The sequence below is a fragment of the Aliiroseovarius sp. xm-d-517 genome (assembly GCF_013283135.1).
Taxonomy (GTDB): domain Bacteria; phylum Pseudomonadota; class Alphaproteobacteria; order Rhodobacterales; family Rhodobacteraceae; genus Aliiroseovarius; species Aliiroseovarius crassostreae.
Genome location: NZ_WBXT01000001.1, coordinates 1,287,679 through 1,311,376, shown reverse-complemented (window position 1 = coordinate 1,311,376; position 23,698 = coordinate 1,287,679). Strand labels below are relative to the sequence as shown.

At 60.9% G+C, this 23,698-nt stretch carries 26 protein-coding genes; 6 read left to right on the top strand and 20 right to left on the bottom strand.

Features of this window, described 5'->3' with window-relative positions; genetic code table 11:
- Positions 1–6 precede the first annotated feature (6 nt).
- Positions 7–168 (bottom strand): hypothetical protein, encoded by a 162-nt coding sequence (locus XMD517_RS06220; protein WP_173486639.1) that lies wholly within the window; start codon positions 166–168, stop codon positions 7–9.
- A gap of 66 nt (positions 169–234) precedes the next feature.
- Positions 235–1,539, bottom strand: coding sequence for an adenylosuccinate lyase (gene purB, locus XMD517_RS06215; RefSeq protein WP_173486638.1), 1,305 nt, complete (start codon positions 1,537–1,539; stop codon positions 235–237).
- Positions 1,540–1,622: 83 nt separating this feature from the next.
- On the opposite strand from purB, the gene XMD517_RS06210 reads away from it, so the two are divergent.
- Positions 1,623–1,976 (top strand): hypothetical protein, encoded by a 354-nt coding sequence (locus XMD517_RS06210; RefSeq protein ID WP_173486637.1) that lies wholly within the window; start codon positions 1,623–1,625, stop codon positions 1,974–1,976.
- Positions 1,973–2,398, top strand: coding sequence for a DUF6314 family protein (locus tag XMD517_RS06205; protein ID WP_173486636.1), 426 nt, complete (start codon positions 1,973–1,975; stop codon positions 2,396–2,398). The genes XMD517_RS06210 and XMD517_RS06205 overlap by 4 nt, the downstream gene beginning before the upstream one ends.
- A gap of 161 nt (positions 2,399–2,559) precedes the next feature.
- Here XMD517_RS06205 and XMD517_RS06200 read toward each other — a convergent pair whose 3' ends face one another.
- The 11 genes from XMD517_RS06200 to XMD517_RS06150 form a co-directional block, all read right to left on the bottom strand.
- Positions 2,560–2,964 (bottom strand): VOC family protein, encoded by a 405-nt coding sequence (locus XMD517_RS06200; RefSeq protein ID WP_173486701.1) that lies wholly within the window; start codon positions 2,962–2,964, stop codon positions 2,560–2,562.
- 127 nt (positions 2,965–3,091) lie between these two features.
- Positions 3,092–4,597 (bottom strand): replicative DNA helicase, encoded by a 1,506-nt coding sequence (locus XMD517_RS06195; RefSeq protein WP_055189604.1) that lies wholly within the window; start codon positions 4,595–4,597, stop codon positions 3,092–3,094.
- 180 nt (positions 4,598–4,777) lie between these two features.
- Positions 4,778–5,458, bottom strand: a complete 681-nt coding sequence (locus XMD517_RS06190; protein WP_173486635.1) for an orotate phosphoribosyltransferase — start codon at positions 5,456–5,458, stop codon at positions 4,778–4,780.
- Between the two features lie 124 nt (positions 5,459–5,582).
- Entirely contained in the window at positions 5,583–6,623 is a 1,041-nt protein-coding gene (gene pyrC / locus XMD517_RS06185) for a dihydroorotase (RefSeq protein WP_173486634.1), read from the bottom strand.
- A 277-nt stretch (positions 6,624–6,900) separates the two neighbouring features.
- On the bottom strand, positions 6,901–7,110 hold the full coding sequence (locus XMD517_RS06180) for a hypothetical protein (protein ID WP_173486632.1): 210 nt from the start codon (positions 7,108–7,110) through the stop codon (positions 6,901–6,903).
- A 169-nt stretch (positions 7,111–7,279) separates the two neighbouring features.
- The gene (locus XMD517_RS06175; RefSeq protein WP_173486631.1) at positions 7,280–8,230 is read right to left on the bottom strand and encodes a phosphoadenosine phosphosulfate reductase; all 951 of its coding nucleotides are present in this window, start codon (positions 8,228–8,230) and stop codon (positions 7,280–7,282) included.
- Between the two features lie 238 nt (positions 8,231–8,468).
- Positions 8,469–9,515, bottom strand: a complete 1,047-nt coding sequence (locus XMD517_RS06170; protein ID WP_173486630.1) for a glycosyltransferase family 2 protein — start codon at positions 9,513–9,515, stop codon at positions 8,469–8,471.
- Positions 9,516–10,271: an FkbM family methyltransferase gene (locus XMD517_RS06165; RefSeq protein WP_254449715.1), complete on the bottom strand. Its 756-nt coding sequence runs from the start codon at positions 10,269–10,271 to the stop codon at positions 9,516–9,518.
- A 35-nt stretch (positions 10,272–10,306) separates the two neighbouring features.
- A complete protein-coding gene (locus XMD517_RS06160) occupies positions 10,307–12,730 on the bottom strand; it encodes a glycosyltransferase family 2 protein (protein ID WP_173486629.1) in 2,424 nt (807 codons plus the stop codon).
- The gene (locus tag XMD517_RS06155) at positions 12,730–13,440 is read right to left on the bottom strand and encodes a sulfotransferase (protein WP_173486628.1); all 711 of its coding nucleotides are present in this window, start codon (positions 13,438–13,440) and stop codon (positions 12,730–12,732) included. The genes XMD517_RS06160 and XMD517_RS06155 overlap by 1 nt, the downstream gene beginning before the upstream one ends.
- Entirely contained in the window at positions 13,437–14,462 is a 1,026-nt protein-coding gene (locus XMD517_RS06150; RefSeq protein ID WP_173486627.1) for a glycosyltransferase family 2 protein, read from the bottom strand. Before XMD517_RS06150 ends, XMD517_RS06155 begins: the two co-directional genes overlap by 4 nt.
- A gap of 327 nt (positions 14,463–14,789) precedes the next feature.
- Here XMD517_RS06150 and XMD517_RS06145 point away from each other — a divergent pair, with 327 nt between their 5' ends.
- From XMD517_RS06145 to XMD517_RS06135, 3 genes are all read left to right on the top strand, one after another.
- On the top strand, positions 14,790–15,332 hold the full coding sequence (locus XMD517_RS06145; RefSeq protein WP_254449714.1) for a YeeE/YedE thiosulfate transporter family protein: 543 nt from the start codon (positions 14,790–14,792) through the stop codon (positions 15,330–15,332).
- 3 nt (positions 15,333–15,335) lie between these two features.
- Positions 15,336–15,923, top strand: coding sequence for a DUF6691 family protein (locus XMD517_RS06140; protein ID WP_173486625.1), 588 nt, complete (start codon positions 15,336–15,338; stop codon positions 15,921–15,923).
- Between the two features lie 129 nt (positions 15,924–16,052).
- The gene (locus XMD517_RS06135) at positions 16,053–17,024 is read left to right on the top strand and encodes an XdhC family protein (RefSeq protein ID WP_173486624.1); all 972 of its coding nucleotides are present in this window, start codon (positions 16,053–16,055) and stop codon (positions 17,022–17,024) included.
- Here XMD517_RS06135 and XMD517_RS06130 read toward each other — a convergent pair.
- Together XMD517_RS06130 and XMD517_RS06125 are read right to left on the bottom strand one after the other, a co-directional pair.
- Positions 17,013–17,630: a trimeric intracellular cation channel family protein gene (locus XMD517_RS06130; protein ID WP_173486623.1), complete on the bottom strand. Its 618-nt coding sequence runs from the start codon at positions 17,628–17,630 to the stop codon at positions 17,013–17,015. The two genes, XMD517_RS06135 and XMD517_RS06130, sit on opposite strands and share 12 nt — an antisense overlap.
- 110 nt (positions 17,631–17,740) lie before the next feature.
- Positions 17,741–18,496 (bottom strand): hypothetical protein, encoded by a 756-nt coding sequence (locus tag XMD517_RS06125; RefSeq protein WP_173486622.1) that lies wholly within the window; start codon positions 18,494–18,496, stop codon positions 17,741–17,743.
- Positions 18,497–18,711: 215 nt separating this feature from the next.
- Between XMD517_RS06125 and infC the strand changes: the two genes are divergently transcribed.
- Positions 18,712–19,257 (top strand): translation initiation factor IF-3, encoded by a 546-nt coding sequence (infC, locus tag XMD517_RS06120; RefSeq protein ID WP_173486699.1) that lies wholly within the window; start codon positions 18,712–18,714, stop codon positions 19,255–19,257.
- Positions 19,258–19,575: 318 nt separating this feature from the next.
- Here the strand turns inward: infC and XMD517_RS06115 are convergent, their stop codons facing one another.
- The 5 genes from XMD517_RS06115 to XMD517_RS06095 all read right to left on the bottom strand — a co-directional run bounded on the left by XMD517_RS06115 (position 19,576) and on the right by XMD517_RS06095 (position 23,623).
- On the bottom strand, positions 19,576–20,430 hold the full coding sequence (locus XMD517_RS06115; protein ID WP_173486621.1) for a ferredoxin--NADP reductase: 855 nt from the start codon (positions 20,428–20,430) through the stop codon (positions 19,576–19,578).
- A gap of 66 nt (positions 20,431–20,496) precedes the next feature.
- On the bottom strand, positions 20,497–20,919 hold the full coding sequence (locus tag XMD517_RS06110; protein ID WP_055189572.1) for a DUF934 domain-containing protein: 423 nt from the start codon (positions 20,917–20,919) through the stop codon (positions 20,497–20,499).
- Positions 20,916–21,656, bottom strand: coding sequence for a phosphoadenylyl-sulfate reductase (locus tag XMD517_RS06105; RefSeq protein ID WP_173486620.1), 741 nt, complete (start codon positions 21,654–21,656; stop codon positions 20,916–20,918). The genes XMD517_RS06110 and XMD517_RS06105 overlap by 4 nt, the downstream gene beginning before the upstream one ends.
- Entirely contained in the window at positions 21,646–23,310 is a 1,665-nt protein-coding gene (locus XMD517_RS06100) for a nitrite/sulfite reductase (protein WP_173486619.1), read from the bottom strand. The genes XMD517_RS06105 and XMD517_RS06100 overlap by 11 nt, the downstream gene beginning before the upstream one ends.
- Complete coding sequence (locus tag XMD517_RS06095; protein WP_173486618.1) at positions 23,303–23,623, bottom strand: DUF2849 domain-containing protein; 321 nt, start codon at positions 23,621–23,623, stop codon at positions 23,303–23,305. Before XMD517_RS06095 ends, XMD517_RS06100 begins: the two co-directional genes overlap by 8 nt.
- Positions 23,624–23,698 lie beyond the last annotated feature (75 nt).

The window sequence follows — 23,698 nt, the reverse complement described above, 5'->3', positions numbered from 1 at the left end:
GGGTTGTCAGCTTGACACCACCGGCACGCAGGTCTTGGCATCCTCATTCCACTCATGCCCCGCCAGGCAGCTTTGCGCCTGTTTTTCATGCTGTTCGCAGGCATAAGCAGGGGTGAGAAACGCGGTGAAGGTCAGGATGCACCCGACCAGACATTTCCTAAAAAACATGGGGCCCTCCTTGGTGAAGGACCCCATGATAGCACGGAACACGATTTTTGCGAAATCGGGCGGTGGTTATTCGCCGAACACCCGTTTGAAGATCGTGTCGACATGTTTGGTGTGATAGCCCATGTCGAATTTCTCGTTGATCGCGTCAACGCCGAGGGCTTCAACCACGGCTTCATCGGCCAGCAGCAATTCGCGGAAGTCCAGACGTTCTTCCCAGACCTTAAGCGCGTTGCGCTGCACCATGGAATAGGCATCTTCACGCGACACACCCGCTTGGGTCAGGGCCAGCAACACGCGCTGCGACATGACCAGTCCGGGGAATTTGTTCATGTTGTCCAGCATGTTGTCGGGGAAGATCAGCATTTTCTCGACCACACCCGCGAGACGATGCAGGGCAAAGTCCAGGGTCACGGTGGCGTCCGGGCCAATCGCGCGCTCAACGGATGAGTGCGAGATGTCGCGCTCGTGCCACAGCGCCACGTTTTCCATCGCCGGCACCACGGCCATGCGCACCAGACGGGCCAGACCGGTCAGGTTTTCGGTCAGGACCGGGTTTTTCTTGTGCGGCATGGCGGATGAGCCCTTCTGGCCCATTGAGAAGAACTCGGCGCCTTCCAGAACTTCAGTGCGCTGCATGTGGCGGATTTCCACGGCGATGTTTTCAATCGACGAAGCAATCACGCCCAGCGTGGCGAAGAACATGGCGTGGCGGTCACGCGGGATCACCTGGGTCGAGATCGGCTCGGGGCGCAGGCCCAGCTTCTCACAGACATGCTCTTCAACGGCGGGGTCAATATTGGCAAAGGTGCCAACCGCGCCGGAAATCGCGCCGGTGGCCACTTCCCAGCGGGCCTTTTCCAGACGGTTCTTGTTGCGGTCCATCTCGGCGTAGAACCGTGCGAAGGTCAGCCCCATGGTGGTGGGTTCGGCGTGGATACCGTGCGAGCGGCCCACGCGGACCGTGTCCTTGTGCTCCAGCGCGCGTTTCTTCAGCGCGGCTAGCACCTTGTCCATCCCATCAAGCAAGATGTCGGCGGCGCGCACCAGCTGCACGTTCAGGCAGGTGTCCAGCACGTCGGATGAGGTCATGCCCTGGTGCACAAAGCGCGCCTCTTCCGAGCCCACATGTTCAGCGAGGTGGGTGAGGAAGGCGATCACGTCATGTTTGGTCACCGCTTCGATCTCATCAATGCGGGCGACGTCAAACTCGACATCTTTGGCTTTCCAGACGGCATCGGCGTTTTCGCGCGGGATCACGCCCAGATCGGCCATGGCGTCGCAGGCATGGGCCTCGATCTCGTACCAGATCTTGAACTTGGTTTCGGGCGACCAGATGGCGACCATTTCGGGGCGGGAATAGCGTGGGATCATGTCACGGCCTTTTTTGCGTTGTGGCTCCGGTTGGCGGTGTCATAGACTGCTGCGGTGCGGCAGATCAAGAGAAGGGGAGGCAGATGGGGCGGATTGCGGTGCTGTTAGCGACAATCATGCTGGGAAATGTCCAGAATGCGCAGGCCGGGGACGCTTTTCTGCCCATGCGCGGGGAGGAGATTCGCGCCGCCCTTACGGATGCACGGGTGGTGTATTCCGGCAAGGATCAGGGGCGCTGGCAACTGTTCCACGCCGATGGGCGCACGCTTTACGTGGCCGGCGGAGAGAGCTGGGGCCGGTGGTTTGTCAAAGAGGATCAGTATTGCTCTTCCTGGCCGCCTGCATCCCATGTGGACTGCTATGACATGCTGCGCGCCGGGGATCAGGTGCGCTTTGTCGGCGCGCGTGGGGCGATTTATGAAGGAGGGATCAAGTGACGCTGCAACTTTCCGATTTCGAAGGCCGCTGGCACCTGACCCGGCGGATCGAAGATGCCAAGGCAGGCAGCACCGGATGTTTCGAAGGGGTCGCCACGTTCACGCCGGATGCGGAGGGGCTGCGCTATGACGAAGCGGGAGAGCTGCGTCTTCCCACCGGCCCAAACGGCCCGACGGCCATGCAGGCAACCCGCCGCTACCTCTGGCGGCCGGATGCGGATGGGGTGCTGGTGCTGTTTGAAGATGGGCGGGATTTCCACCGTATTGGCCTGTCGGGGGATACCGCCACGGGGTTTCACCACTGCCCCCCTGATGATTACGAAGTGAGTTATAATTTCTCGCGCTGGCCAGACTGGCGCGCCACCTGGCGCGTCACCGGTCCGCGCAAGGATTACATGATGATCACAGATTTTCGCCGCTGACCCGGCTTGCTGCGGTCCGGCCCCGCGCCGCCGGGGGCTGAGCCACGGCCAGTCGCCGGGACGCGGCTACCGCTTTTTTCTTGTCTTAAATATCCCCGCCGGAGGCACCGCCCATTACGCCTTGGCGCAGGGGGGGAATGGGAAGGTGGCGGATTGGACGGTCAATTGATCACCGTCACGCCCTTTTCCGGATGTGCCCGGTAATGGGCCAGACGGGTTTCGAGATCCCCCAGATGCAGCTCCAGCTGATGCCCGTCCGGATCAAGGAAATAAAGCGACGCGCCGTGCGAGCTGTTCTCCTGCCACAGCGCGGCCTGGGTCTGGATGCGATCGGACAGGGCCGCAAACTCAGCCGCTTCGCAGGAAAAGGCGAGGTGGGTGTAATCCGTCCGGACAGGGATATCACCCGCCGTTTGCATCAGGCATAGCCAGATGTCCCCCAGCTCCAGATAGGCGCCGCCCGCCCAATGGGCGCGCAGGGTGGCGCCAAGCAGGTCACGATAAAACCCGACGGACCGGGCGAGGTCGGAGGTGGCCAACGTGATGTGGTTCAATCCTGTCACCACCATCCGCTGTCCTGCCTCCTCCTCGTGGGCTGTCTTGCCCTACTGCTCTCTGGCCGCCGGATCGTTTGCCGTGGCCATCTGCTCGATAGAGGGTCCGTGAGTGGGAGCCCTCACCTGTGTTGGAGCGTCAGAACTGCTGATCCGCCCCCTGCTGCCATTCCTTGACCAGATTGCCAAATCGGGTAAAGCGCGCCTCGAAGCTCAGCTCCACCGTGCCAATCGGACCGTGACGCTGCTTGCCCAGGATCACCTCGGCCTTGCCATGCAGGCGCTCCATCTCTTCCTGCCATTCGGCAATCCGGTCCAGCTCGTGATCCCCGGGTTTCTCACGCTCTTTGTAATACTCGCCGCGATAGACAAACATCACCACGTCGGCATCCTGCTCGATCGAGCCCGATTCCCGCAGATCCGAAAGTTGCGGGCGTTTGTCATCCCGGCTTTCCACCTGACGAGACAGCTGTGAAAGCGCAATCACCGGGATGTTCAGCTCTTTCGCAATCGCCTTCATCCCCATGGAAATCTCGGCAATCTCGTTCACCCGGTTGTCGGCCATGCCGCGGCAGAGCTGCAGATAGTCGACGATCAGCAGGTCCAGCCCGTGGGTCCGTTTCAGACGCCGCGCCCGTGCCGCCAGTTGCGAAATGGGCAGGGCCGGGGTGTCGTCAATGAACAGCGGGCAGCTTTCCAGATCCTTGGCCGCCTGCACCAAGCGGCGGAACTCATCCTCCTGGAAATCCCCCTGACGAATGGTGTGGGACGAAATCTCGGCCGCTTCTGCCAGGATCCGGCCCGCCAGCTGTTCGGCCGACATCTCAAGCGAGAAGAACCCGACCACGCCGCCATCAATCGCCCCTTCTGACCCGTCCGGTTTCAGCCCCTTTTTATAGGCTTTGGCAACGTTGAAGGCGATGTTGGTGGCCAATGAGGTTTTCCCCATCGACGGACGCCCGGCCAGAATGATCAGGTCAGACGGGTGCAGGCCCCCCATCTTCTTGTCGAGGTCAATCAGCCCGGTGGAAATCCCGGCCATGCCGCCGCCGCGCTCATACGCGGCATTTGCGTTCTGCACCGCCCCGGTGACGGCCTTGAGAAAGGATTGAAATCCGCTGTCGACCTGTCCGGCCTCGCCCAGCTTGTAAAGCTGCTGTTCGGCCTCAACGATCTGTTCCTTGGGTTCCGAGGAAATATCAACCTTCGCGGCCTTGGCGGAAATATCTTCCCCCAGCCGGATCAGTTCACGCCGGATCGCCAGATCGTAAATCATCTGCGCATAATCGCGCGCCGCGAAAGAGGAAATCGCAGCCCCGGCCAGACGCGCCAGATAGGCAGGCCCGCCCAGTTCCTTCAGACCCTCGTCATCTTCCATGAACGCCTTCAGCGTGACCGGAGAGGCCAGCGCGTTCTTGGCAATGCGGCTTGCGGCGATTTCATAGATGCGCTGGTGTACCGGCTCGTAGAAATGGCTGGAATTGATGATCGAGGCAACCCGGTCATAGACGTCGTTATTGGTCAGGATGGCACCCAGAAGCTGCTGTTCCGCCTCGATATGGTGCGGCAGGATGCCCTGCACCTCGTCCGGGCGCGCATCTGTTGCAGCGGGCAGGTTGCCCGGTATCGTGCTGATCTCGTTCATGCCTCTGTCCCTCGGCGGAGCGGTGGCAGCTCCCGTCGGGGGGAGTATTACCCCCGATCCCTGCCTCAACGCAAAATGTATGTTTCTGTGAACAATCTGTGGATAAGTCAAAGCACAGGTAGGACCCTACCATATTTGGTGGGATCCCGCAAAAGGGTGCCTAAACTTGGTGTGTTCGGGTTAGCCTTCCATCCGCGCGGCCTGCCAGGCGCGCGGGTCTTTCAGGAACCGCTCCACCTCGTCCAGCGTCTCGGTTGAAAACGCTTGCTGCGCCTTTGCCTCGGCCAGAACATCCCACCAGGTGCACAGGTGGATAAGCTGAACGCCATGATCGGACAGGGTTTTCTCGGTCTCGGGGAAAATGTCGTAATAGAACACAACGGCGGTGGCGCCGCAGGTGGCGCCGGTGTCGCGAATCGCATCGACAAATGACAGTTTCGATCCGCCATCGGTGGTCAGATCCTCGACCAGCAGCACGCGCTGCCCTTCGGACATGGCCCCTTCAATCCGTGCGTTCTTGCCGTATCCCTTGGGCTTCTTGCGCACATAGGTCATCGGCAGGGCCAGACGTTCGGCGACCCAGGCCGAAAAGGGAATGCCCGCAGTTTCGCCACCCGCGATATTGTCAAACGCCTCAAACCCCGCCTCGCGCATGATCGTCACCGCCATGAAATCCATGAGCGTTGAGCGGATGCGCGGGAAAGAGATCAGCTTGCGGCAGTCGATATAGCTGGGGGAGGGCAGGCCCGAGGCCAGTGTGAACGGCTCATCCGTGTTGAAATTCACCGCGCCGATCTCCAGCAGCATACGGGCTGTCAGGCGGGCAATTTCGTCTTTGGCGGGGAAGGCGGAAGGGATCATGTGGCAGCGTCCTGTTCGTGTGTCTCAAACTCCCCCGGGGGGTGCTCCCGGCCTGAAGCCGGGGGCGGTGTCGCACCCGCCCGGGGGAGGGGCCGGTGCGACGCGGATCAGGGATCCGCTCTGTTCAGGTCTCTACCGACCAATGCAGCGGGAAGCCCGGATCAAACACGGTGATCGGGCCGGCGGCACTGTCGATCCTGGTTGGGTAGGTGACAGGTGCCCCCTTGCGCAACGTGATTGTGGCTGCGTTGGCGGGCAGGCCGTAAAAGGCCGGACCATTGAGCGAGGCAAAGGCTTCGAGCTGATCCAGCGCGCCCTCTTCCTCGAACACTTCCGCAAGGCAGGACATGGTATTTGTCGCGGTGAAACAGCCCGCACAGCCACAGGCGCTTTCCTTGTTCGGGTCCGTGTGCGGGGCGCTGTCGGTGCCAAGAAAGAAGGTGGCCTCGCCAGAGGTGGCCGCCTCTCGCAGCGCCAGGCGATGCTCTTCGCGTTTGGCCACCGGAAGGCAGTAGTAATGCGGTTTGATCCCGCCCACGAGGATGTGGTTGCGGTTGATGATCAGGTGGTGCGTGGTGATCGTCGCCCCCAGATTGTCGCCGCCGGCGCGCGCGTAATCGACACCGTTTTTGGTGGTGATATGTTCCATCACCACGCGCAGATCGGGATGGGCGCGGCGGATCGGATCCAGCACCCGGTCGATGAACACAGCTTCGCGGTCGAAGATGTCGATGTCGTGGTCGGTCACTTCGCCATGAACGCAAAGTGGCAGGCCAATCTCGGCCATCTTCTCAAACACCTTTGCCACCTTGGTGAAATCCTGCACCCCCGAGGCCGAGTTGGTGGTGGCCCCGGCGGGGTAGAGCTTGACCGCTTTCACCAGACCGGACGCATGGGCGCGGGCCACATCCTCGGGGTCGGTGTCTTCGGTCAGGTAAAGCACCATCAACGGGTCAAATGTCATGCCCTCGGGCAGCGCCGCCATGATCCGACCGTGATAGGCCTGGGCGTCGTCAAAGGTCACCACGGGGGGGACAAGGTTGGGCATGATGATACCACGGCCAAAATGGCGTGCGGTTTCGGGCAGGACGGCGTTCAGCACCTCGCCATCGCGCAGGTGCAGGTGCCAGTCATCAGGGCGGCGGATTGTCAGAGTCTGGGTCATCGGTCCCGTGATTAGACCAAGCCTGTCACGCTGGGAAGGGCTTTATTGCCTCAATCCCCGTGCAGAGCCTCAGAAAACAGGTCTGGCGCCCCGAACTCTTCCCCGTCCGGACGATACCGCAGCCCTTTGCCGGAAAAGAGCCCCAGCCGTCGTGCCGGACGCTCTGTTGGCAACACGCAGACGCGGGTCTGTTCTCGTGTCGCAAAGAACCTGGGATTTGATTGGATGGCCGGGGGCAGCAACGTGGTATCAAACACCTTGCTGCGGGTGGTTTTTATCACCACGCGGTGCAGGGGGCCTCGCGCGCATCCGGATCGGTGCAGCACAAAAGGTGGTGGCGCAGCTCCGCCTCTCGTTTTCTGAGGCGAGAGATCTGGCGGCGAATATCGGCCAGTTCTTCGGCCGGGTGCAGGGGTAAAAGCGGCCGATCCCGGGGAGTTTCCGCGTTGATCGGTGTGCCGCTGAACGGGTGACGTGTCTGTTCCATGCGGCCAGATTGCACGAGATTTGATTAAAGTGTTTCGCCTTATTATTGGGACACAATAATAAGGCGAAACGCTCGCAACCTACTGACGTTGCGGGCGTTTCGAAATCAACTTGTGACTCAAGTTAATCTCGAAACGCTTTAAAGTCTGGTAAAAGTCCGTATCAGACGATCAGGCATCTTCGAGGGTGCGCTCGGCCTCGGTCAATGCCTTGCGGAACCTGGGGGCGCCGCGCCGTTCGGTCACATGACGTGACAGGGCGGCCACCAGACGGGGGCGGTCTGTCTGTTGCAGCCGGTCCAGCAGCCGGCGCAGATAGGGCAGGTGGGTGCGGCGGTTGCGCAGGATGTTTCGCGCCACATGCGGGGAGAGCTGACCCTCGGTGGCGGCTTCGATCATCTGCGGCAGGGCAGCCATCGACCACAGCTCTTCCACCAGCGTGTCGCCCATGTGGCGGCAGGTCAGGTGGTGAATGTGGTCGGCCTGAAACAGGCTGGCATGCATTGCATCCTCGGCAATGGCCGGATCATGTAAAAGATAGACGGCCTCGGCGCCTTCGACCATGTCGGGGGCATAGCCGTAACGGGTGGTGAAATCGGTGCGGCGCATCTTGGGAAACCGTCGGTCCCAGGCGACCCGGGTCATGTCGAGTGTCGCCTGCGGGGAAATGGCGATCACCGTCGCCCCCGGCGCGGCCACGCTATAGGCGCAGGCGGCGTAGCCACTGGGGCCAGCCCCGTAAAATACGACCTGATCGAAATCTTCGAAAAACCCGTCATCCACAAGCCGGTCGAAATAGCCATAAAGGTCCGGGTCGCGAAACCAGCTTTCCTCATGGGCAAGGATGCAGAGATTGGACCACCCGTTTTCTTCGGCAAGTTCCCAGCCCAGCGGGCGGGCCTCCTTGCTCTGGCGCACGGATTTGGCGGTTTCGAATGTGACCACCAGGGTTGGGCCGTCATCGGTAAGGATGGCCGAGTGGCGCTGTCCGACAGGTTCGAAATAGCCGCGCTCTTCGCCCATTTCGTCAATCATACTCAGCCACTTGTCAAAATCCGCCCCGGCGAGATCACACTCGCGCTGGTCGCGCTCATCTGCCTGGGTCGGGGTGTCGTCCATCATACTGATACCTTTGGCTCGGCCATCCTTAAAGCGTTACGGGATAAACTTAAGATACATGTTTATCCCGAAACGCCCACAACATCGGTCACTCTTGCGGCGTTTCGGTTTTGCCCTTTGTCAGGTGAAAACCGAAACGCTTAATAGGTGAGCTAAAAGGTAATGCGGGCGGGATTGGGTATGCAATGGGGCAAAAAGGTGAAATGCCGGGTGCGATTTCGTGACTGTCCCGGTCTGGTGTTCAATCCCATCCGCCGCGGGCATTTTGTGCATGCTGAAACAGCTCTCGCGCCAGTTTCAGCGGCAGCGGGCGCGGCGGGGGGGACATCATCAACCGTCCCATCAGGGCGCGATTGGGTTCCTCTGCCATCAGGGCCTGAAAGCGGGTTTTGCGCCAGTCAACCGCCTGGGCATGCAGCGTTGCGAGGGTGGGGTCGCTGCGATAGCGCCCAAGATGCGGGTCGCGCAGCCCGTCGCAGGCCCGGATCGAATGGTCCTCGACATCGCTCCAGTTGCGTTCGGTCCAGTAATCCAGCCCCAGCAGGTCACCGTCATGCACCGCGCGCCCCCGGGCCCGTTTCAGCACATAGCTTTCCATCGCCCCAAGCGCATAGTGATTGATCTGCGCAAGCCCGTAATTGGCCTGTCCAAACGGGGAGAAGATCTGACCTTTCTGGAACCTCCGGTCCATCTCGCGGCCCTGGCCGTCGAACCAGCGGGTGTGCTCTACCTTGCCATCAACCGGGTCGCGCGGGCGATGCACCCCCAGTTTGCGATAGGCCCCGGTGTTGCGATAGAGTGTTTTGAACATGAAGGCGCGCCAGGGCCAATACATCACTTCAGGCGCGGCGCGGGTGAATTGTTCGCTCACCGGCCGGTCCTGATAGCGCAGCACCCCTGCATTGCCGAAAAGCCGCCATGTGAGCGGGATGGCGTCGGCCTCGGGCAGGGCGGCCCAGAGCGATGACAGGCTGTGATCCCCCACATGGATGTTCACAAACTCATCAATATCCAGCGTCATCAGCCAATCGGATTGCTGCACCAGCGGGTGTTTGTCCGCCAGCTTGTAGCCGGTCCACTGGATGCCGCCATTCCCATAAGGTCCGTCATTGCGGATATGGATCAGTTCGCCCATATCCTGCAGCCGGTCCAGCATCGTATCCGTGCCATCATCGCAATCATTGGACAGCACCAGAAAATCGGTAAAGCCAATGCCCCGGTGATGGGCCAGCCATTCCAGCAAAAACGCGCCTTCATTGCGCACGCACAGGATGGCGGTGGCGCGCATCTACCAGTCCTTCTTGAAGGTCACGACCTTGGCGTTTGAGTGGCGCGGGAAATAGGTCAGCCCGGCCTTGTGCATGGTGTCAAACACGGCCTGCACCCCGGTTTGCCCAATCCATTGCGGATGCAGCTCAATCACGGCGGCCCTGAGGCTGCTGAGATCCGCGCCGGGCAGAAGCTCTGCCTCGGCCCCTTCGATGTCGCAGACCAGCACGGTTGGTTTGAGCTCTTTCAGGACCGTGTTGAAATTGCGCACTTCCACGTCGACCACATCGGTCACTTCCGCCTTTTCCCCTTTGGGGTTTTCCTCAAGCGAACTGGCAAGGAAGTTGGAGCGCACATAGAATTTGGTTGCCCCTTTGCGCTTGCCCAAAATGGCATTGTGGACATGCGCGGTTTCGACGCCGTTCTCGCGATACACCTCTTCGATATAAGGGATCATATGCGGGTTGGCCTCATAGGCATGCACCTCTTTCACCTTCATTTTACGGGCCATGAAGGTGGACATGAACCCCATGCCGGCGCCCAGCTCCAGCACCACGTCATCGCGGGTGACCGTGGCCTTGACGGCGTCCGCCTCGCGCTCTTCATAGGCGTTGGACCGCAGGGCGCGGCGGCGGGCCGGTGTCAGGTAACGGGGATCATTGGGAAAGCGCATGCCGCGGGATTTCACATAGCGCGGCCCGTCATCGGGATATTGGATGACCGGCTTGGGGTCAGATATCTGCGGGTTGTGTTCTGTCATTTTTTCACTGCTCATTTTTATCACTCCCTTCTGCTTTGCGTCTAAGGGTCCTAGCTTTCCATATCCAGGGCCAGCGCATAGGCCACACGTTCCAACTCAGTCAGCTTGGTGTCCAGGGCCTGATCGTAAAGGTCGGAAAACTCGGGGTTCTGCCGAAGCTCTGCCGCCTTGGCCCGGTGCCAGTCGACGCCGGATTGATGCAATGCTGCCAGCTTTTTATCGGTCATCAGCCGGCCAAGCTCGGCCACCGTGCGCGGGATGTTGCGCTTGATGGTCACATCCGTGTTGCCGCCCCAGTCCATCCGCACCCAATAATTGATGCCGATGGAGCGGTCCACATGCAGCGCACGCCCCCGCTGGCGCTTGATCAGATAGCTTTCCGCCGAACGCAGCGCGTAGTGATTGAGTTGCAGGAGGTCATACCCAACGGTCTTGAGGTCCGAGCGCCAGCCCTTGTCCTTATACCCGTCGGTCATCACCTGACCGGATCCGTTGACCCAGACCACCTGATCGCGGTGGCTGTCACGCAGCTTGTTCGGGCGGTGGCAGGAAAGCTTTTCATAGGCGCCGACATTCTTGGTCATGGTCTTGAACCCCCAGACCGTATGCGGCTTGGGCGCATATTTCGGCGCGGCGGTGTCGAACTGGTCAATCACCAGATCGTCTGCAAATTCGGTCACGCCATTATGGCCGAACAGGCGCCAGGTCATTGCCACATTGGTGGCATTCGGCACGCGGTCAAGGAAGTCCTGCATCGTGCCATTGCCACAGCGCACATTGATGAACTCATCCACGTCAATATGAATGACCCATTCCGCGTTCAGGATCACGTTTTCCTTCAGCGACTGGTTCAGCGCGTATTGCTGGGGGGAATTGCCCTTCCAGTTGTCATTGTTGCGATGCTGCAAAATGCCCAGATCCTGCAACCGGTCGAGGATCTCTGACGTGCCGTCGGAACAGTCATTGGTATAGATCAGGAAATTGTCGATCCCCATGGCGCGGTGATAGGCGACCCATTCAAGGATATAGGGGGCCTCGTTCTTCATGCAGCCCACAATCACCCGCCCGGAATTGCCGCCTTTTTTCAGGGCATCCGGCAAGGCGCGCGGGGAAATTTCGTCATACTCCGCTGCCAGCTCTGTCTCATTGACCCGGCCGATATTGTTATGCGGTGCAAACCGTCCGCCGCGCAGGTGGAGGAAGTTTTCCTTGGCCCGCGCGCTCATCAGCTTCTCGGCCACCGGGCTGAGCGTGTCGGAGGAGGTCTCCCGTGCGGGCATAGGGGTCCCGTTGATCTGCCTGGTGATCTGGGTATCTGCCGCCACAACCGGGGCCGGGGCCTTGCCCGCCTTGCGCTGTTCACGGGTGGCCTGATCAATGCGCGGCAGCAGGGCGGCCACATATTGCGTGGCGCGAAATCCCATGGTCGGGTCGGCCTCCTGCCAGCCGCCGGGCACGGCCCGATCGCGTTTCAGGGTCTCAGGCAACAGGGCTTTATGGTTTTTTAAAAGCTCTTTGTTGCTTTTTTCAAACTCACGGGAAAACTCCACCAGTTCCCCCGGAGCGATAGGCGCGCCGGGCACCAGAACCTGCCCCAGAAGCCTGCGCCAGAGCACCGGGGGGATCAGGCGCCCCTTGGCAAGAAGGGCCACAAGCACCTCGTTCATCATGCGTGCGCGGGTCAGGCTGGCGGCGGGGGGGCGGGGATAGTCCGACCCTTCCGGGGCCTTGCCGATATTGGCGCGGATCCCGGCCATGCTGCGGATCTCTTCCGTCAGGGCGGCAGAGGCAAACAGATCGGCATCATAAGGGCGCAGCGTGACCGCACCCGTGCCAAACACCTTTTCCCACCGCTCAACCAGCGACAGGTAATCCAGCCAATGGGGGGGGGATTGCAATTCGTCGAATTGCTGATGTTCCGGCGCAGGCACCCCCCAGCTTGCCAGGGCGGCCTCGGCCCAGCTTTCCTCACCTTTTTTGGCCACGCTCTGTGCCAGCGTGATTTCGCGTGACAGGGGGGCGGTGCGCCCGCTCAGGATCGCGGCGGCATAATGACGTGTCATCACCCGGCCCTGTTCATCCACATGGGCAATGACCTGAATATCATCCGACAGCGGTTGCAGCAGGGATTTCAGCCGGGCAATCTCGCTGTCATAGGGCAGGGTGCAGAGCTGGCTTGCGGACAGGATCAGTGTCTCGGGCCGGTGCTTTTCAACTTCCTTGAGCAGATCTTCTCCGACCTGCCGGCGCAGCATGTCCTGCTTGTCGGCAGGGGCATAGCCACGATTGTGGCGCAGGATGTCCACCCGGTCAGGGTCGGTGACCGCCATGTAAAGCCGTGTGTGGTTCTTGCGGCCGGGACTGCGGGCGTAAAGCACACCCTTGTCGGTCAGCTGATCACGCTTGGCGTCCAGCACCTCCTGCAGACGCTCCGCGCCGCATTGTTCCAGACCGATATGGAGCACAATCCGCATCAGCTGTTTTCCTTACTCTTACGCATGTCACTACTCTCAGAGGCGGACGGCCCGTCCTGTGCTGCTTCGGCGGGGCGGTTCTCATTGGCATTTGCCACCCCCCACCAGGGCAGGTCGAGCCCGAGGAAATCCGACAGCCGGTCGCGGGCGGTGTCGTCCTCGATATCATATTCCAGAAAATCACCCGCCCCGGCGAAAACCTGTCGGCAAAAGGCGAAATGCCCCTCGATCCAGCGGATCCGCTCCGCATCCGTCTTGCCATAGCCTTCCGGCAGGCCGGGAATGGCGTTGGAGGGAAGGCGGGTGCGGCCCAGATTGGACCACCGTCCCATACTGTCGGACAGTTTGACCGGGTCACGATGGGTCAAAACAAACTTGGCCCCCGGATGGTGGGCACGAATGGCCGCCAGCAGCCCCCAGTCGCATTGCGGCCAGAGGTTCAGCCCTTCGCGCACCACGTCGATTTCGGTGAATGCATCAAACTCGGCCATTTTCGACAGAGGATCCCCGTCCTGGAAATAGCCATCATACATCAGCTTGCCGACAAAGGTGCGGGCCAGGCGATCCTCCTTGCTCTGCCCGCGCCGGATGCGCCAGTCCGCAACATTCATCCCGGCCTGTTTCAGCGCCTGACCCAATGTGGTGGTTCCGGATTTCGGCAGGCCCAGATTGATGACTTTCAGCCCTATTGGAAACGGCGGTGTGCTCATGGCTTGATCAGCTCCTTCAGGGCGAGTTCCGCCGGGCTTTGTTTCGGGCAGGCTTTCAGCTGGTCGCGCAGGGCGCGGTAATCCGCATCTGCCATCAGCCGCGCAAGCGTGGCGCGATGGGCCGCCACGGCCTCCTCATGCAGGGCGCGGATCTCAGCATCGTCCAAAAGATGCGCCATCTCTTTCTCAAGTCGTGGCAGATAACGCTGGATCGACAGGTCCTCATAAGCGTCATCATTGCGTTCGCGCCAGTAGGTGTCGTCGAAATTGCGGTTTTCCCGGTTCACGTCACCGCGGTCATTCTTGACCAGATAGCTGTCAAGCGAGCGCAGCGCGTAGTGGTTGAGTGTGGCCAGGCTGCGGGCACCATCGGCCGGAAATTTGCGGATCCGGCGTTTGTTGGCGGCGGTGCGGAATTTCCATGGCACATCGCGTCCCCCCCCATCTTTCCAGACAGGGCGGCGATCCTTGGGCAGTCCTTCTTTCATGAAGGGGCGGTGCGCGCCGTAATATTTCACGGGAAAATCATGGCGGATCAGGGTCTTGACCTCTTGCGCAGTCTGGTCGCACCAGATGTCCGGGTTATGGGACCGGGTGAATTGCGCAATGACCGGACGGTCTTCGAACGCGTCGATGTCGCCATTGGCAAAGAACTGAAACGTGACCGAAATCGCATGCGGGTTGTCGCAGGCCTCGATCAGTTCGGGGATCGTGCCCTGACCGACATGAATGTTCAGAAACTCATCCACATCGGCAATCCAGACCCAGTCCGAGGACAGCACGAGGTCATGGGATTTCGCCGCCTTCAGCGCCTCCATCTGGTAATTGCGCCCTTCGGCCGGGTTGGGCAGATGGGTGACGATACCCCGCGCCGCCAGCGCATCAAGAAGCCGGTCAGTCGCATCGGTGCAGTCATTTGAATAAAAGAGGAAATCCGTGACGCCCAGCACACGGTTGAAGGCGATCCATTCGATCAGGAACGGGCCCTCGTTCTTCACACAGGTCACGGCTGTTATGCGCATGGGATGCCCTCGGCCGGGAAAAGAGAATACTTGGTCATTACACTGCCTGTTGACGGCCTGTTGTGGCAACTTTTGGGCCGTTTTCCGGGGATTTCATGCTTATCGCGCAAAATCCTTAATATTGTTTCCGTATTTCTGTCAGAGCCGCGAAAATTCGTCAACTTATGCAAATAGATAAACAGTTCCTGTGCTCCTCCTGCCGCCGCCCGCCCTGAGCTGTGCGGGCAGGCGGGATGGGGAGAGTTTGCCCGGAAGGGTGCATTGACGCACGGGTAAAATCAAAATAATAAAAACATATGAATATATGAAAGTGAGGATGCCATGCGCATGAACTGGAAACTCGGAGGGGTGGCGCTGGGCCTTGTGTTCTTCCTCGCCGTCGCTCTGGTCAAACCCATTGGCGTATCGACGCAATTCGTGATCCTGAACGGCATTGTCGGTGACGCGGTGAACAGTGAGTTGGTGACGCAAACCGAAGATGGATACAGCTCGACCAACGCTTATCTTGCGAAATCCGGTGGGAAATATGCCAAATCCGTGGCGAACCCGCTGAATTACAGCTTTGTTTTCGTGGTCGCGATGATGGCCGGGGCGGCCCTGTCGATGCTTCTGCGGGGCGGCAATGGCAAGGATGAGAACACGCTGCCTGCGATCCATTATGACAATTTTGGCGATACGCCGGTGAAGCGGTATGCCATCGCCCTGGTGGGCGGGTTTGTCGTGCTTTACGGGGCGCGGCTGGCAGGCGGCTGCACCTCGGGCCACATGATGTCCGGCATGATGCAGACGGCGCTGTCGGGCTATATCTTTGCTGCCGGGGCCTTTGCCGCCGCGGTGCCCGTGGCCATGCTGATGTATAAGAAAGGATAAGCCATGCAGATCATACTTGCTCTTGTGATCGGTGCGTTGTTTGGCTTTGTGCTGGACCGCATCGGGGCCACCAACCCGACCGTGCTGATCCGTATGCTGAGCCTGCGCGCGCTGGGCTTGATGAAAGCCATCCTGCTGGCCATCGGCGTCGGGTCGATCCTGATGTTTGGTGGGCAGATGGTGGGGCTGATTGATGTCGGGCACATGTCGGTGAAAACCGCCTATCTGGGCGTGTTTGTCGGTGGGCTGTTGCTTGGTGCGGGCTGGGCAATGTCCGGGTTTTGCCCCGGCACCGGTGTGTGCGCGGCGGCCACGGGCCGGAAAGATGCGCTGTTTTTCATTCTGGGTGGGCTCTTGGGCGCGGCGGCCTACATGATCACCTACCCATCGGTGAAAGCCACCGGGCTGCTTGACGCGATTGCCGGGGGGAAAGTGACCCTGGGCACGGTGCCGGGCGCCAAATATGACGGGCTGACCGCGCTGCCCGGCGACGTTCTTGGCATCGCGCTGGGGCTTTTGTTTATCGTGATCGCCTTTGTGGTGCCCGAGGCACCGCGAGGGCAGGAAGCCTGTGTGCAACCGGCTGAATGATCCTGTCCCGAGGCGTCCCTTCGGACGGGTCAGAAAGGTCGCGGTTCTGCCGCGGCCTTTTTCTTTGCGAGCTTGAAGATGTGACATTTTGCATATATTTTGTCAGCAAGTCTACCTGAAGAGGCCCACATGACCCCCAGCCGATTTGATCGCATCCCTGAAATCGCCCTCGAATGGCACCGCGCGGATCGCGCCGTGGCGATTGCCACCGTTGTCGCCACCTGGGGCAGTGCGCCACGTCCTGTCGGCAGCCAGATGGTGGTGGCGCTGGACGGCGCCATCGAAGGCTCGGTTTCCGGGGGCTGTGTGGAAGCCGCGGTGGTGGTTGCCGCGCAGGAGGCGATCGGGCAGGGCCGTCCCCGGCTGCTCACCTTCGGCGTCTCCAGTGAGGATGCGTTTGCCGCCGGGCTGGCCTGCGGGGGGGAGATCACGGTGATGGTCGAACCGGTTGGTGCGCAGGGGGCGGGGCAGGGGCTATCGCCCGCGATGCTGGAACAGATCGTCACGGCACGGTCCACGCGCCAGCCGCTGGCCTATCGGGTTGGGGTCCGGGACTGGTCCCGCCAGATTGCCGTGGCGGACCCGGAGGATGTGACGGGACTTGAGGGGGCGTGGTTCACGCATCTCCATCATCCGCCCTTGCGGCTGGTGATTGTCGGGGCCGTGCATGTGGCCCAGGCGCTGATCCCGATGGCGCAGGCGGTGGGGTATGACATTGCCCTGATCGACCCGCGCAGCGCCTTTGCCACGGCAGATCGGTTTCCCGGCGTGGCGCTGCACGTGGATTTCCCGGAGGATGTGCTGCCCGCGATTGGGCTTGATGCGCAGACGGCCCTGGTCACGCTGGCCCATGATCCCAAGATTGACGATCCCGCGCTTGACGCAGCCCTCGGGTCCGAGGCGTTTTATATCGGTAGCCTGGGGTCGAAACGCACCCAGGCGCAGCGGTTGGAGCGGCTGGCCGCGCGCGGGGTTTCTGCTGAAAACCTGTCTCGTATCCACGGCCCGGTCGGGCTGGATATCGGCGCGGTGGGACCTGCGGAAATTGCCGTGTCGATCCTGGCAGAGCTGGTGGCCCGCCGTCGATTGTCACGCAGGTGACGGCGGGATGCGGCGCAGCACCACAATGCGTGCCAGCAGGATCAGGGCAAAGCTGATTGCCGCGGCCATGCTTTCCTCCATCCGCCCCAAAAGCAGAAGGTAGATCCCGCCCCCGGCCAGGGAAAGCGTGGCGTAAAGATCCTCTTTCAACAGGCTGGGGGTCATGTTGCACAGCAGGTCGCGGATCATCCCGCCCGCCGTGCCGGTGATGCATCCGATAACAATGGCCAGAAGCGGTGAAATCCCCGCATCCAGCGCCACCTGAACACCGGTCAGCGTAAACAGCGCCAGCCCGATTGCATCCAGATGCATCAGCACCTGAAACCGCCGCCCATTGCCGGCCGACATGCGGGTGGCGATGAAAAAGCTGATCAGGGCAACCGGAACCACCACCGCTAAAAACCGTTCATCCCGCAGCCAGAAGACCGGGGTCAATCCAAGAAACAGGTCGCGCAGGGTGCCGCCCCCCATCGCCGTGGCAATGGCCAGAACAATGGCCCCGAACGGGTCCATATGGGCGCGATGGGCCTGAATTGCGGCAGAGGCGGCCATCACGGCCGTGGCCAGAAGGGATAGGGGAACAAAGAGAAAAGACAGGGTTTCCATGGTGTCAGCTAATGCGTTTTGCGGCGGCAGGACAAGGTGCAAAGAAAAACGCCGCGCGAAAGGCGCGGCGTTTTGTGCGGCTCGGAAGGGGGGACCCCATCGGCCCGGGCTTACATGCCCAGAGCGGCTTTCACCTGATCAAGCGTGGCGCTCAGCAGTTCCGGGTTGTTGGCGGCCTGCTGAACGGCGGTTTTCAGCGCCAGTTTCTGCACGTCGTTCAGCGAGGACCCGTCGATCATCTCAGCCACTTTGCCAGCGTCAAAGCCTTGCGGGGTCAGTACGGCGTTGGGGGCGCTTTCTGCGGCGGCTTCGGTTGCTGCTTCAGTTGCAGCCTCAGTTGCTGCTTCGGTTGCGCCGCTTGCGGCATTTGCGGTCTCCGCAGCGGTTTCGGTGGCAGCGCCGGTGACGTTTTCGATGGCGCCTTCAACCGCACCGGTCACGGCGTCGGTTGCGGCCTCGGTAGCTGCGCCAAGCGCGCCGGTCACGGCTTCGCTTTCCCCGACAACCTCGGTCACTGCGTCGCCCACAGCTTCCATGGCGCCTTCGACGGCATTGCTTGCGGCTTCGGTTGCGGCCTCGGTGACTGCGGCGGCAGCAGATGCGGCCTCGGCGGCAGCTTCTTCGGCGGCTTTGGCAGCAGCAGCGGCAGCTTCTTCAGCAGCCTTGGCGGCTTCTGCGGCGGCGGCCTCTTCCTGTGCTTTGGCTTCGGCGGCTGCCTTCTCGGCAGCTTCTGCCTGTGCGGCGGCTTCTGCCTGTGCGGCGGCTTCTGCCTGCGCGGCGGTTTCGGCCTGTGAGTTCTGATACCACTTATACCCGCCAAAGGCGGCAACGGCGGCGATGACGATGGCGATCAGGGACTTGTTCATTTAAATCTTCCTCGAAATCCTGGATTTGGAACGGTACTTGGCCGGTTTGTCCGGCGACAGGGGTGAAATGGGCCATTTGGGTCTCGCGCTCAAGGGGAGTTTCGCGAATGCGACGTCAAAACGCGAAAACCCGCGCGTTTTCAGCTTGAAAGCGCGGGTTCCCGCCTTTACCTTTCGCAACCAGAGAGATTTGAAACTTCAGAAGGAATGGCACAATAGCCCGCAGACCTCATAATGCGCCCCCGCAGCGCGACACTGGCCCACGGATCAACGAACGTATCCGTGCCCCTGAAATTCGCCTGATCGGAGCCGACGGCGAAAACGTGGGCGTTGTGCCCCCGTCACGAGGCATGGAACTGGCAGAGCAGGCGGGGCTGGACCTCGTCGAGATTTCGCCCAACGCCGTGCCGCCCGTGTGCAAGATCATGGATTTCGGCAAGTTCAAATACGAAACCCAGAAACGCGAGGCCGAGGCGCGCAAGAAGCAAAAGACGATCGAAGTCAAAGAGGTCAAGTTCCGTCCGAACACCGACACTCATGACTATGACGTCAAGATGCGCAACGTGGTGAAATTCCTGGAAAAAGGCGACAAGGTCAAAGTGACCCTGCGCTTCCGCGGTCGTGAAATGGCACACCAGAACCTTGGGCGTGAGCTTTTGGAGCGTGTGGCAGAAGACATCAAGGAAATCGGCAAGGTTGAAAACATGCCGAAGATGGAAGGTCGCCAGATGGTGATGATGATCGGACCGGCACCGAAATAAGCGCCCACCAGATCAGGTTAGATTGAAAACGCCTCGCTTTTGCGGGGCGTTTTTTGTTGGCGGAGCAAGTGGCGTGTGCCCTGGCCGGTGTTCTTTATGCCGGGGGCGTTTCGGCAGGGTCAGCCGGAACGCGGGTCGGTCCAACGGAAAAGGGACAGCGCCCGGCTGTCCCTTTGTTATTCTGCGCCTGTGCGGTTCTCGGCGATTGCAGCGCATTCGCCTGTCACCTGTTGTGCGAAAGCTGTGCTTTCGAACTTGGCGGCTCTCGGGGATTGTGCCAATCCTCTGCGCCTTATCGGTGAATTCTTCGAATTCCCCTTAATCAAGGAACGCTTTTTCCACCACGTATTCTGCGGGTTTGGAATTGGCCCCCTCGGTCAGCCCGTATTCCTCCAGCATCTCTTTCAGTTCGAGGTTGAAGGCCAGGTTGCCACAGATCATCGCACGATCGTTTTTCGGGCAGATCGGCTCCACACCCAGATCCTTGAACGCCTCGCCCGAGCGCATCAGGTCGGTGATGCGGCCCATCTTGGGGCTCTCTTCACGGGTGGTGGTCGGGTAGTATTTGATCTTCTTCCAGAAGCCTTCGCCGATCACCTCGTTCAGAAGCTCATCGTCTTTCAGCGCCTCGATCAGGTCGCGGCCATAGGTCAGCTCCCCCACTTCGCGGCAGGTATGGGTGATGATGACCTCGTCATAATCCTCATAGGTCTGCGGTTCGCGCAGAAGCGATGCGAAGGGCGCAAAGCCGGTGCCGGTGGCAAAGAACCAGATCCGTTTGCCGGGAATGAGCGCATCATGCACCAGCGTGCCCACCGGTTTCGGGCGCAGGATCACCTCGTCGCCGGGCTGGATGTGCTGCAGTTTGGAGGTCAGCGGACCGTCCAGCACCTTGATCGAGTAGAACTCCATCTCCTCGTCCCAGCTGGGGGAGGCAATCGAATAGGCGCGCAGAAGCGGCTTTTGCTTGCCGGTCTTGGGGTCCGGGTCGCCCATCAGCCCGATCATCACAAACTCGCCCGAGCGGAAGCGCAGGCTTGCAGGGCGCGTGCAGCGGAAGCTGAACAGGCGGTCGGTGTAATGTTTCACCTCGGTCACGGTCTGCGCATCTGGCAGGGTGGGCACGGGTCTTGCTTTGGTTTCGGCATCCATAACGGCGGTCACTTCATTCATGAGCTTTACCGGGGCAAAACACCCCGGCCTTTCATGTTGCTATATATGTTCTGTGCGAGGAGGGGTCTAGGCCGAAGCCGCCCCCATCAGCCGCGACCTATAGTCATAGGCGCGCCAGTCCGCGCGATAGACCCATTCCTGTTCCGGCTGGCGGGCGGCCAGCTCGTCCGAGATTTCCACCTCGTCGAAACCGGAGCGGCGGGCCATGGCATATTGGTCGCTGATCACGTGACCTGCCGCGCGCAGGCGCCCCTGGAACCCCAGGTTGCGCAGCTGGCGGGCAAGGGTGAAGCCGCGCCCATCGGCAAAGGACGGAAAGTCGATGCGGATTGCTTCGACCCCAAGCATCAGGTGGCCAAGTTCCGCCGGATCGGTGTCCGATGCCAGGTCCAGCCCGCGCGCGTCATTGGCGGCGCGCTCCCCGGCCGGGGCAAAGCCGTAGTCCCAGGTTTCCGGGGTAAAGCCCTCATCACGTACAATCACAGTCATTGTTCAGCTCCAATCCGAACCATCTTGCCATCCACGAAATGGATGCCGCATTCTGTTTTCTCCGCACCGCGCCAGCGGCCCGCCCGCGGGTCCTCACCCGGTTTCACCTCGGATGTGCACGGCGCACAGCCGATCGAGGGGAAGCCGCGGCTGACCAGCGGATGGCGGGGCAGGCGGTTGTTGATCATGTATTCCTGCACGTCTTCCGGCGCCCAATGGGCCAGGGGGTTGACCTTGACCCGACCGTTTTCGATCTCGAAAAACTGCAGATCGACCCGTTTGCCACCCTGAAAGCGCTTGCGCCCGGTGATCCAGCCGTCAAAGGGTGCGATGGCATTGGCCAGCGGCTCCACCTTGCGCAGGTTGCAGCAGGCGTCGGTATCGGCCAGATGCAGGATGTTGTCCGGGTCACGGCTGAACACCTGATCGGCATCCGGGTGAATGACGCGCACATCGGTCAGGCCCAGCTTTTCGCTGACCTCAACCTGATAGTCGAGCGTCTCCTGAAACAGCATCTGCGTGTCCAGAAAAATCACCGGGGTGGTGCGGTCAGCCAGTGCCACCATGTGCAAAAGCACAACGCTTTCCGCGCCGAAGCTCGAGACCATGGCCAAGGGGCCGATTTCCGGGGCAGCCAGTGCATCGCGCACCACCTGCGTGGCGGAATGGTGCTTGTAGCGCGCGTTCAGATCGGCCACGCGCTCTTCAAGAGGGGCGAGGGGGGCTTCAAGCGGCATGGCTTTTCCCTTCCGGATAGAGCGCGGCCTTGAACGGGGCCTCTCCCAGACGGCGGAAGGCCTCGAGGAAGGTTTCCTCGTCACTTTCGCGCAGGTCCAGATAGGCCAGCAGGATCCGTTCGATCGCCGGAACAATCTCATCATAAGAGAAGCCCGGCCCGGCACGCTTGCCGATCACCGTGTCGGCCCCGCCGTCACCGCCAAGGGTGATCTGGTAGTTTTCAACACCGGCGCGATCCAGCCCCAGAATGCCGATATGGCCCAAATGGTGGTGCCCGCAGGCATTGATGCAGCCCGAGATCTTGATCTTGAGTTCGCCAATCTCGTGTTCCAGCTTCAATTCGTCAAACCGTTCGGCAATGTTCTGTGCCACCGGGATGGCGCGGGCCGTGGCCAGCGCACAGTAATCCATGCCAGGGCAGGCGATAATGTCCGAAATCAGCCCGGCATTGGCCGTCGCCAGACCATGGGCGCGCAGCGTGGCATAAAGCGCCGGCAGGTCCGACTTGTGCACATGCGGCAGGATCACGTTCTGCTCATGGCTGATGCGGATATCATCGTGGCTGAATTGCTCACCCAGATCGGCGATCACGCGCATCTGCTCGGCGGTGGCGTCACCGGGGGTGGCCCCATGCGCCTTGAGCGAGATGGTCACGATCGCATGTTCCGGGTGGCGATGCGCGGAAAGGTTGGTGTCGGCAAAGCTGCGAAAGCCGGGATCGGTTGCATAGGCAGCGTCAAAGGCGCCAGTGTCGCCGGATGTCAGCTCAGGCTGCGGAAAGCTGGCCTGAATGCGTGCGAAATGCTCCTGATCCACACCGGTGAATTGCGGGCGGATCTGGGCGAATTTCTCATCCACAAGGGCGCGGATCTTCTCGATCCCGTTTTCCATCGTGGTGATCTTGATGCGCGCCTTGTATTTGTTGTCGCGACGGCCCAGCACGTTGTAGACGCTGACGATGGCCTCGAGATAGGGCAGCAGGTCCGCCTGCGGCAGGAACTCATTCAGCACCTGACCAATGATCGGGGTGCGGCCCAGACCGCCGCCGACGATGATCTGATAGCCGATTTCGCCATCGCGTTCGACAATCCGGATACCAATGTCATGCGCCTTGGTCACGGCGCGATCCGCCGTTGACCCGGTCACGGCCAGCTTGAACTTGCGTGGCAGGAACTGGAATTCCGGGTGGTCGGTGGACCATTGGCGGATGAGTTCGGCCGTGGGACGCGGATCTGCGATCTCATCCGCCGCTGCGCCCGCGAAATGATCCGCGGTCACGTTACGAATGGTGTTGCCCGAGGTCTGGATCGCGTGCATGCGCACGTCTGCCAGAGCGTCCAGCATGTCGGGAATATCTGTCAGCTGCGGCCAGTTATACTGGATGTTCTGACGGGTGGTGAAATGGCCATACCCCTTGTCGAACCTCTCTGCCAAATAGGCGAGCTGGCGCATCTGGGCAGAGACCAGCGTGCCATAGGGAATGGCCACCCGCAGCATATAGGCGTGCAGCTGCAGATAAACGCCATTCATCAGGCGCAGGGGGCGGAACTCGTCTTCGGTCAGCGCGCCCGAAATACGGCGTTCCACCTGTTTGCGGAACTGCGCGGTGCGGTTGCGGACAAAGGCGTTGTCGAAATCAGCGTAATCATACATGGGCGTGCACCTCTTCTGCGCGTTCCTGTTTGCCATGAAGCCGGTTCGACGGGCCACGCGCCCGGAACGCTTCGCGGAAATGGGTGGGTTCAGGGCCCTTCTCGCCCCGTTTGGCATCGGCCAGATAGGCCCCAACGGTGATATGCGGCTGGGCCACGGCCTCCGCCAGACGGGCATTTGCCCCGTCTTCTTCGTCCAGCAAAACGGCCATACACATGTCACGCACCCAGCTGCCATCTTCGGCGAGATAGATCACATCGCCGGTCACAAGATCATTTGCGGTCACAATTTTGGGTGTAAACGGGCGCGGCATGGCCAGTCCTTTCCTGTTGCATTCTCGGGTTATATAGGACATTTTCCCAATAAATGGCACTCACCTGCGGCAGAT

Excerpts from the sequence above, each read along its gene's own strand:
- XMD517_RS06175 (WP_173486631.1), bottom strand. The coding sequence starts at position 8,230 with ATGATGGACGACACCCCGACCCAGGCAGATGAGCGCGACCAGCGCGAG.
- XMD517_RS06150 (WP_173486627.1), bottom strand. The coding sequence starts at position 14,462 with ATGCGCATAACAGCCGTGACCTGTGTGAAGAACGAGGGCCCGTTCCTG.
- XMD517_RS06155 (WP_173486628.1), bottom strand. The coding sequence starts at position 13,440 with ATGAGCACACCGCCGTTTCCAATAGGGCTGAAAGTCATCAATCTGGGC.
- XMD517_RS06210 (WP_173486637.1), top strand. The coding sequence starts at position 1,623 with ATGGGGCGGATTGCGGTGCTGTTAGCGACAATCATGCTGGGAAATGTC.
- XMD517_RS06110 (WP_055189572.1), bottom strand. The coding sequence starts at position 20,919 with ATGACTGTGATTGTACGTGATGAGGGCTTTACCCCGGAAACCTGGGAC.
- XMD517_RS06140 (WP_173486625.1), top strand. The coding sequence starts at position 15,336 with ATGCAGATCATACTTGCTCTTGTGATCGGTGCGTTGTTTGGCTTTGTG.
- XMD517_RS06170 (WP_173486630.1), bottom strand. The coding sequence starts at position 9,515 with ATGCGCGCCACCGCCATCCTGTGCGTGCGCAATGAAGGCGCGTTTTTG.
- XMD517_RS06220 (WP_173486639.1), bottom strand. The coding sequence starts at position 168 with ATGTTTTTTAGGAAATGTCTGGTCGGGTGCATCCTGACCTTCACCGCG.
- XMD517_RS06100 (WP_173486619.1), bottom strand. The coding sequence starts at position 23,310 with ATGTATGATTACGCTGATTTCGACAACGCCTTTGTCCGCAACCGCACC.
- XMD517_RS06145 (WP_254449714.1), top strand. The coding sequence starts at position 14,790 with ATGAACTGGAAACTCGGAGGGGTGGCGCTGGGCCTTGTGTTCTTCCTC.
- purB (WP_173486638.1), bottom strand. The coding sequence starts at position 1,539 with ATGATCCCACGCTATTCCCGCCCCGAAATGGTCGCCATCTGGTCGCCC.
- XMD517_RS06180 (WP_173486632.1), bottom strand. The coding sequence starts at position 7,110 with ATGGAACAGACACGTCACCCGTTCAGCGGCACACCGATCAACGCGGAA.
- XMD517_RS06105 (WP_173486620.1), bottom strand. The coding sequence starts at position 21,656 with ATGCCGCTTGAAGCCCCCCTCGCCCCTCTTGAAGAGCGCGTGGCCGAT.
- XMD517_RS06125 (WP_173486622.1), bottom strand. The coding sequence starts at position 18,496 with ATGAACAAGTCCCTGATCGCCATCGTCATCGCCGCCGTTGCCGCCTTT.
- XMD517_RS06195 (WP_055189604.1), bottom strand. The coding sequence starts at position 4,597 with ATGAACGAGATCAGCACGATACCGGGCAACCTGCCCGCTGCAACAGAT.
- pyrC (WP_173486634.1), bottom strand. The coding sequence starts at position 6,623 with ATGACCCAGACTCTGACAATCCGCCGCCCTGATGACTGGCACCTGCAC.
- XMD517_RS06135 (WP_173486624.1), top strand. The coding sequence starts at position 16,053 with ATGACCCCCAGCCGATTTGATCGCATCCCTGAAATCGCCCTCGAATGG.
- XMD517_RS06165 (WP_254449715.1), bottom strand. The coding sequence starts at position 10,271 with ATGAGCAGTGAAAAAATGACAGAACACAACCCGCAGATATCTGACCCC.
- XMD517_RS06190 (WP_173486635.1), bottom strand. The coding sequence starts at position 5,458 with ATGATCCCTTCCGCCTTCCCCGCCAAAGACGAAATTGCCCGCCTGACA.
- XMD517_RS06115 (WP_173486621.1), bottom strand. The coding sequence starts at position 20,430 with ATGAATGAAGTGACCGCCGTTATGGATGCCGAAACCAAAGCAAGACCC.
- XMD517_RS06160 (WP_173486629.1), bottom strand. The coding sequence starts at position 12,730 with ATGCGGATTGTGCTCCATATCGGTCTGGAACAATGCGGCGCGGAGCGT.
- XMD517_RS06130 (WP_173486623.1), bottom strand. The coding sequence starts at position 17,630 with ATGGAAACCCTGTCTTTTCTCTTTGTTCCCCTATCCCTTCTGGCCACG.
- XMD517_RS06095 (WP_173486618.1), bottom strand. The coding sequence starts at position 23,623 with ATGCCGCGCCCGTTTACACCCAAAATTGTGACCGCAAATGATCTTGTG.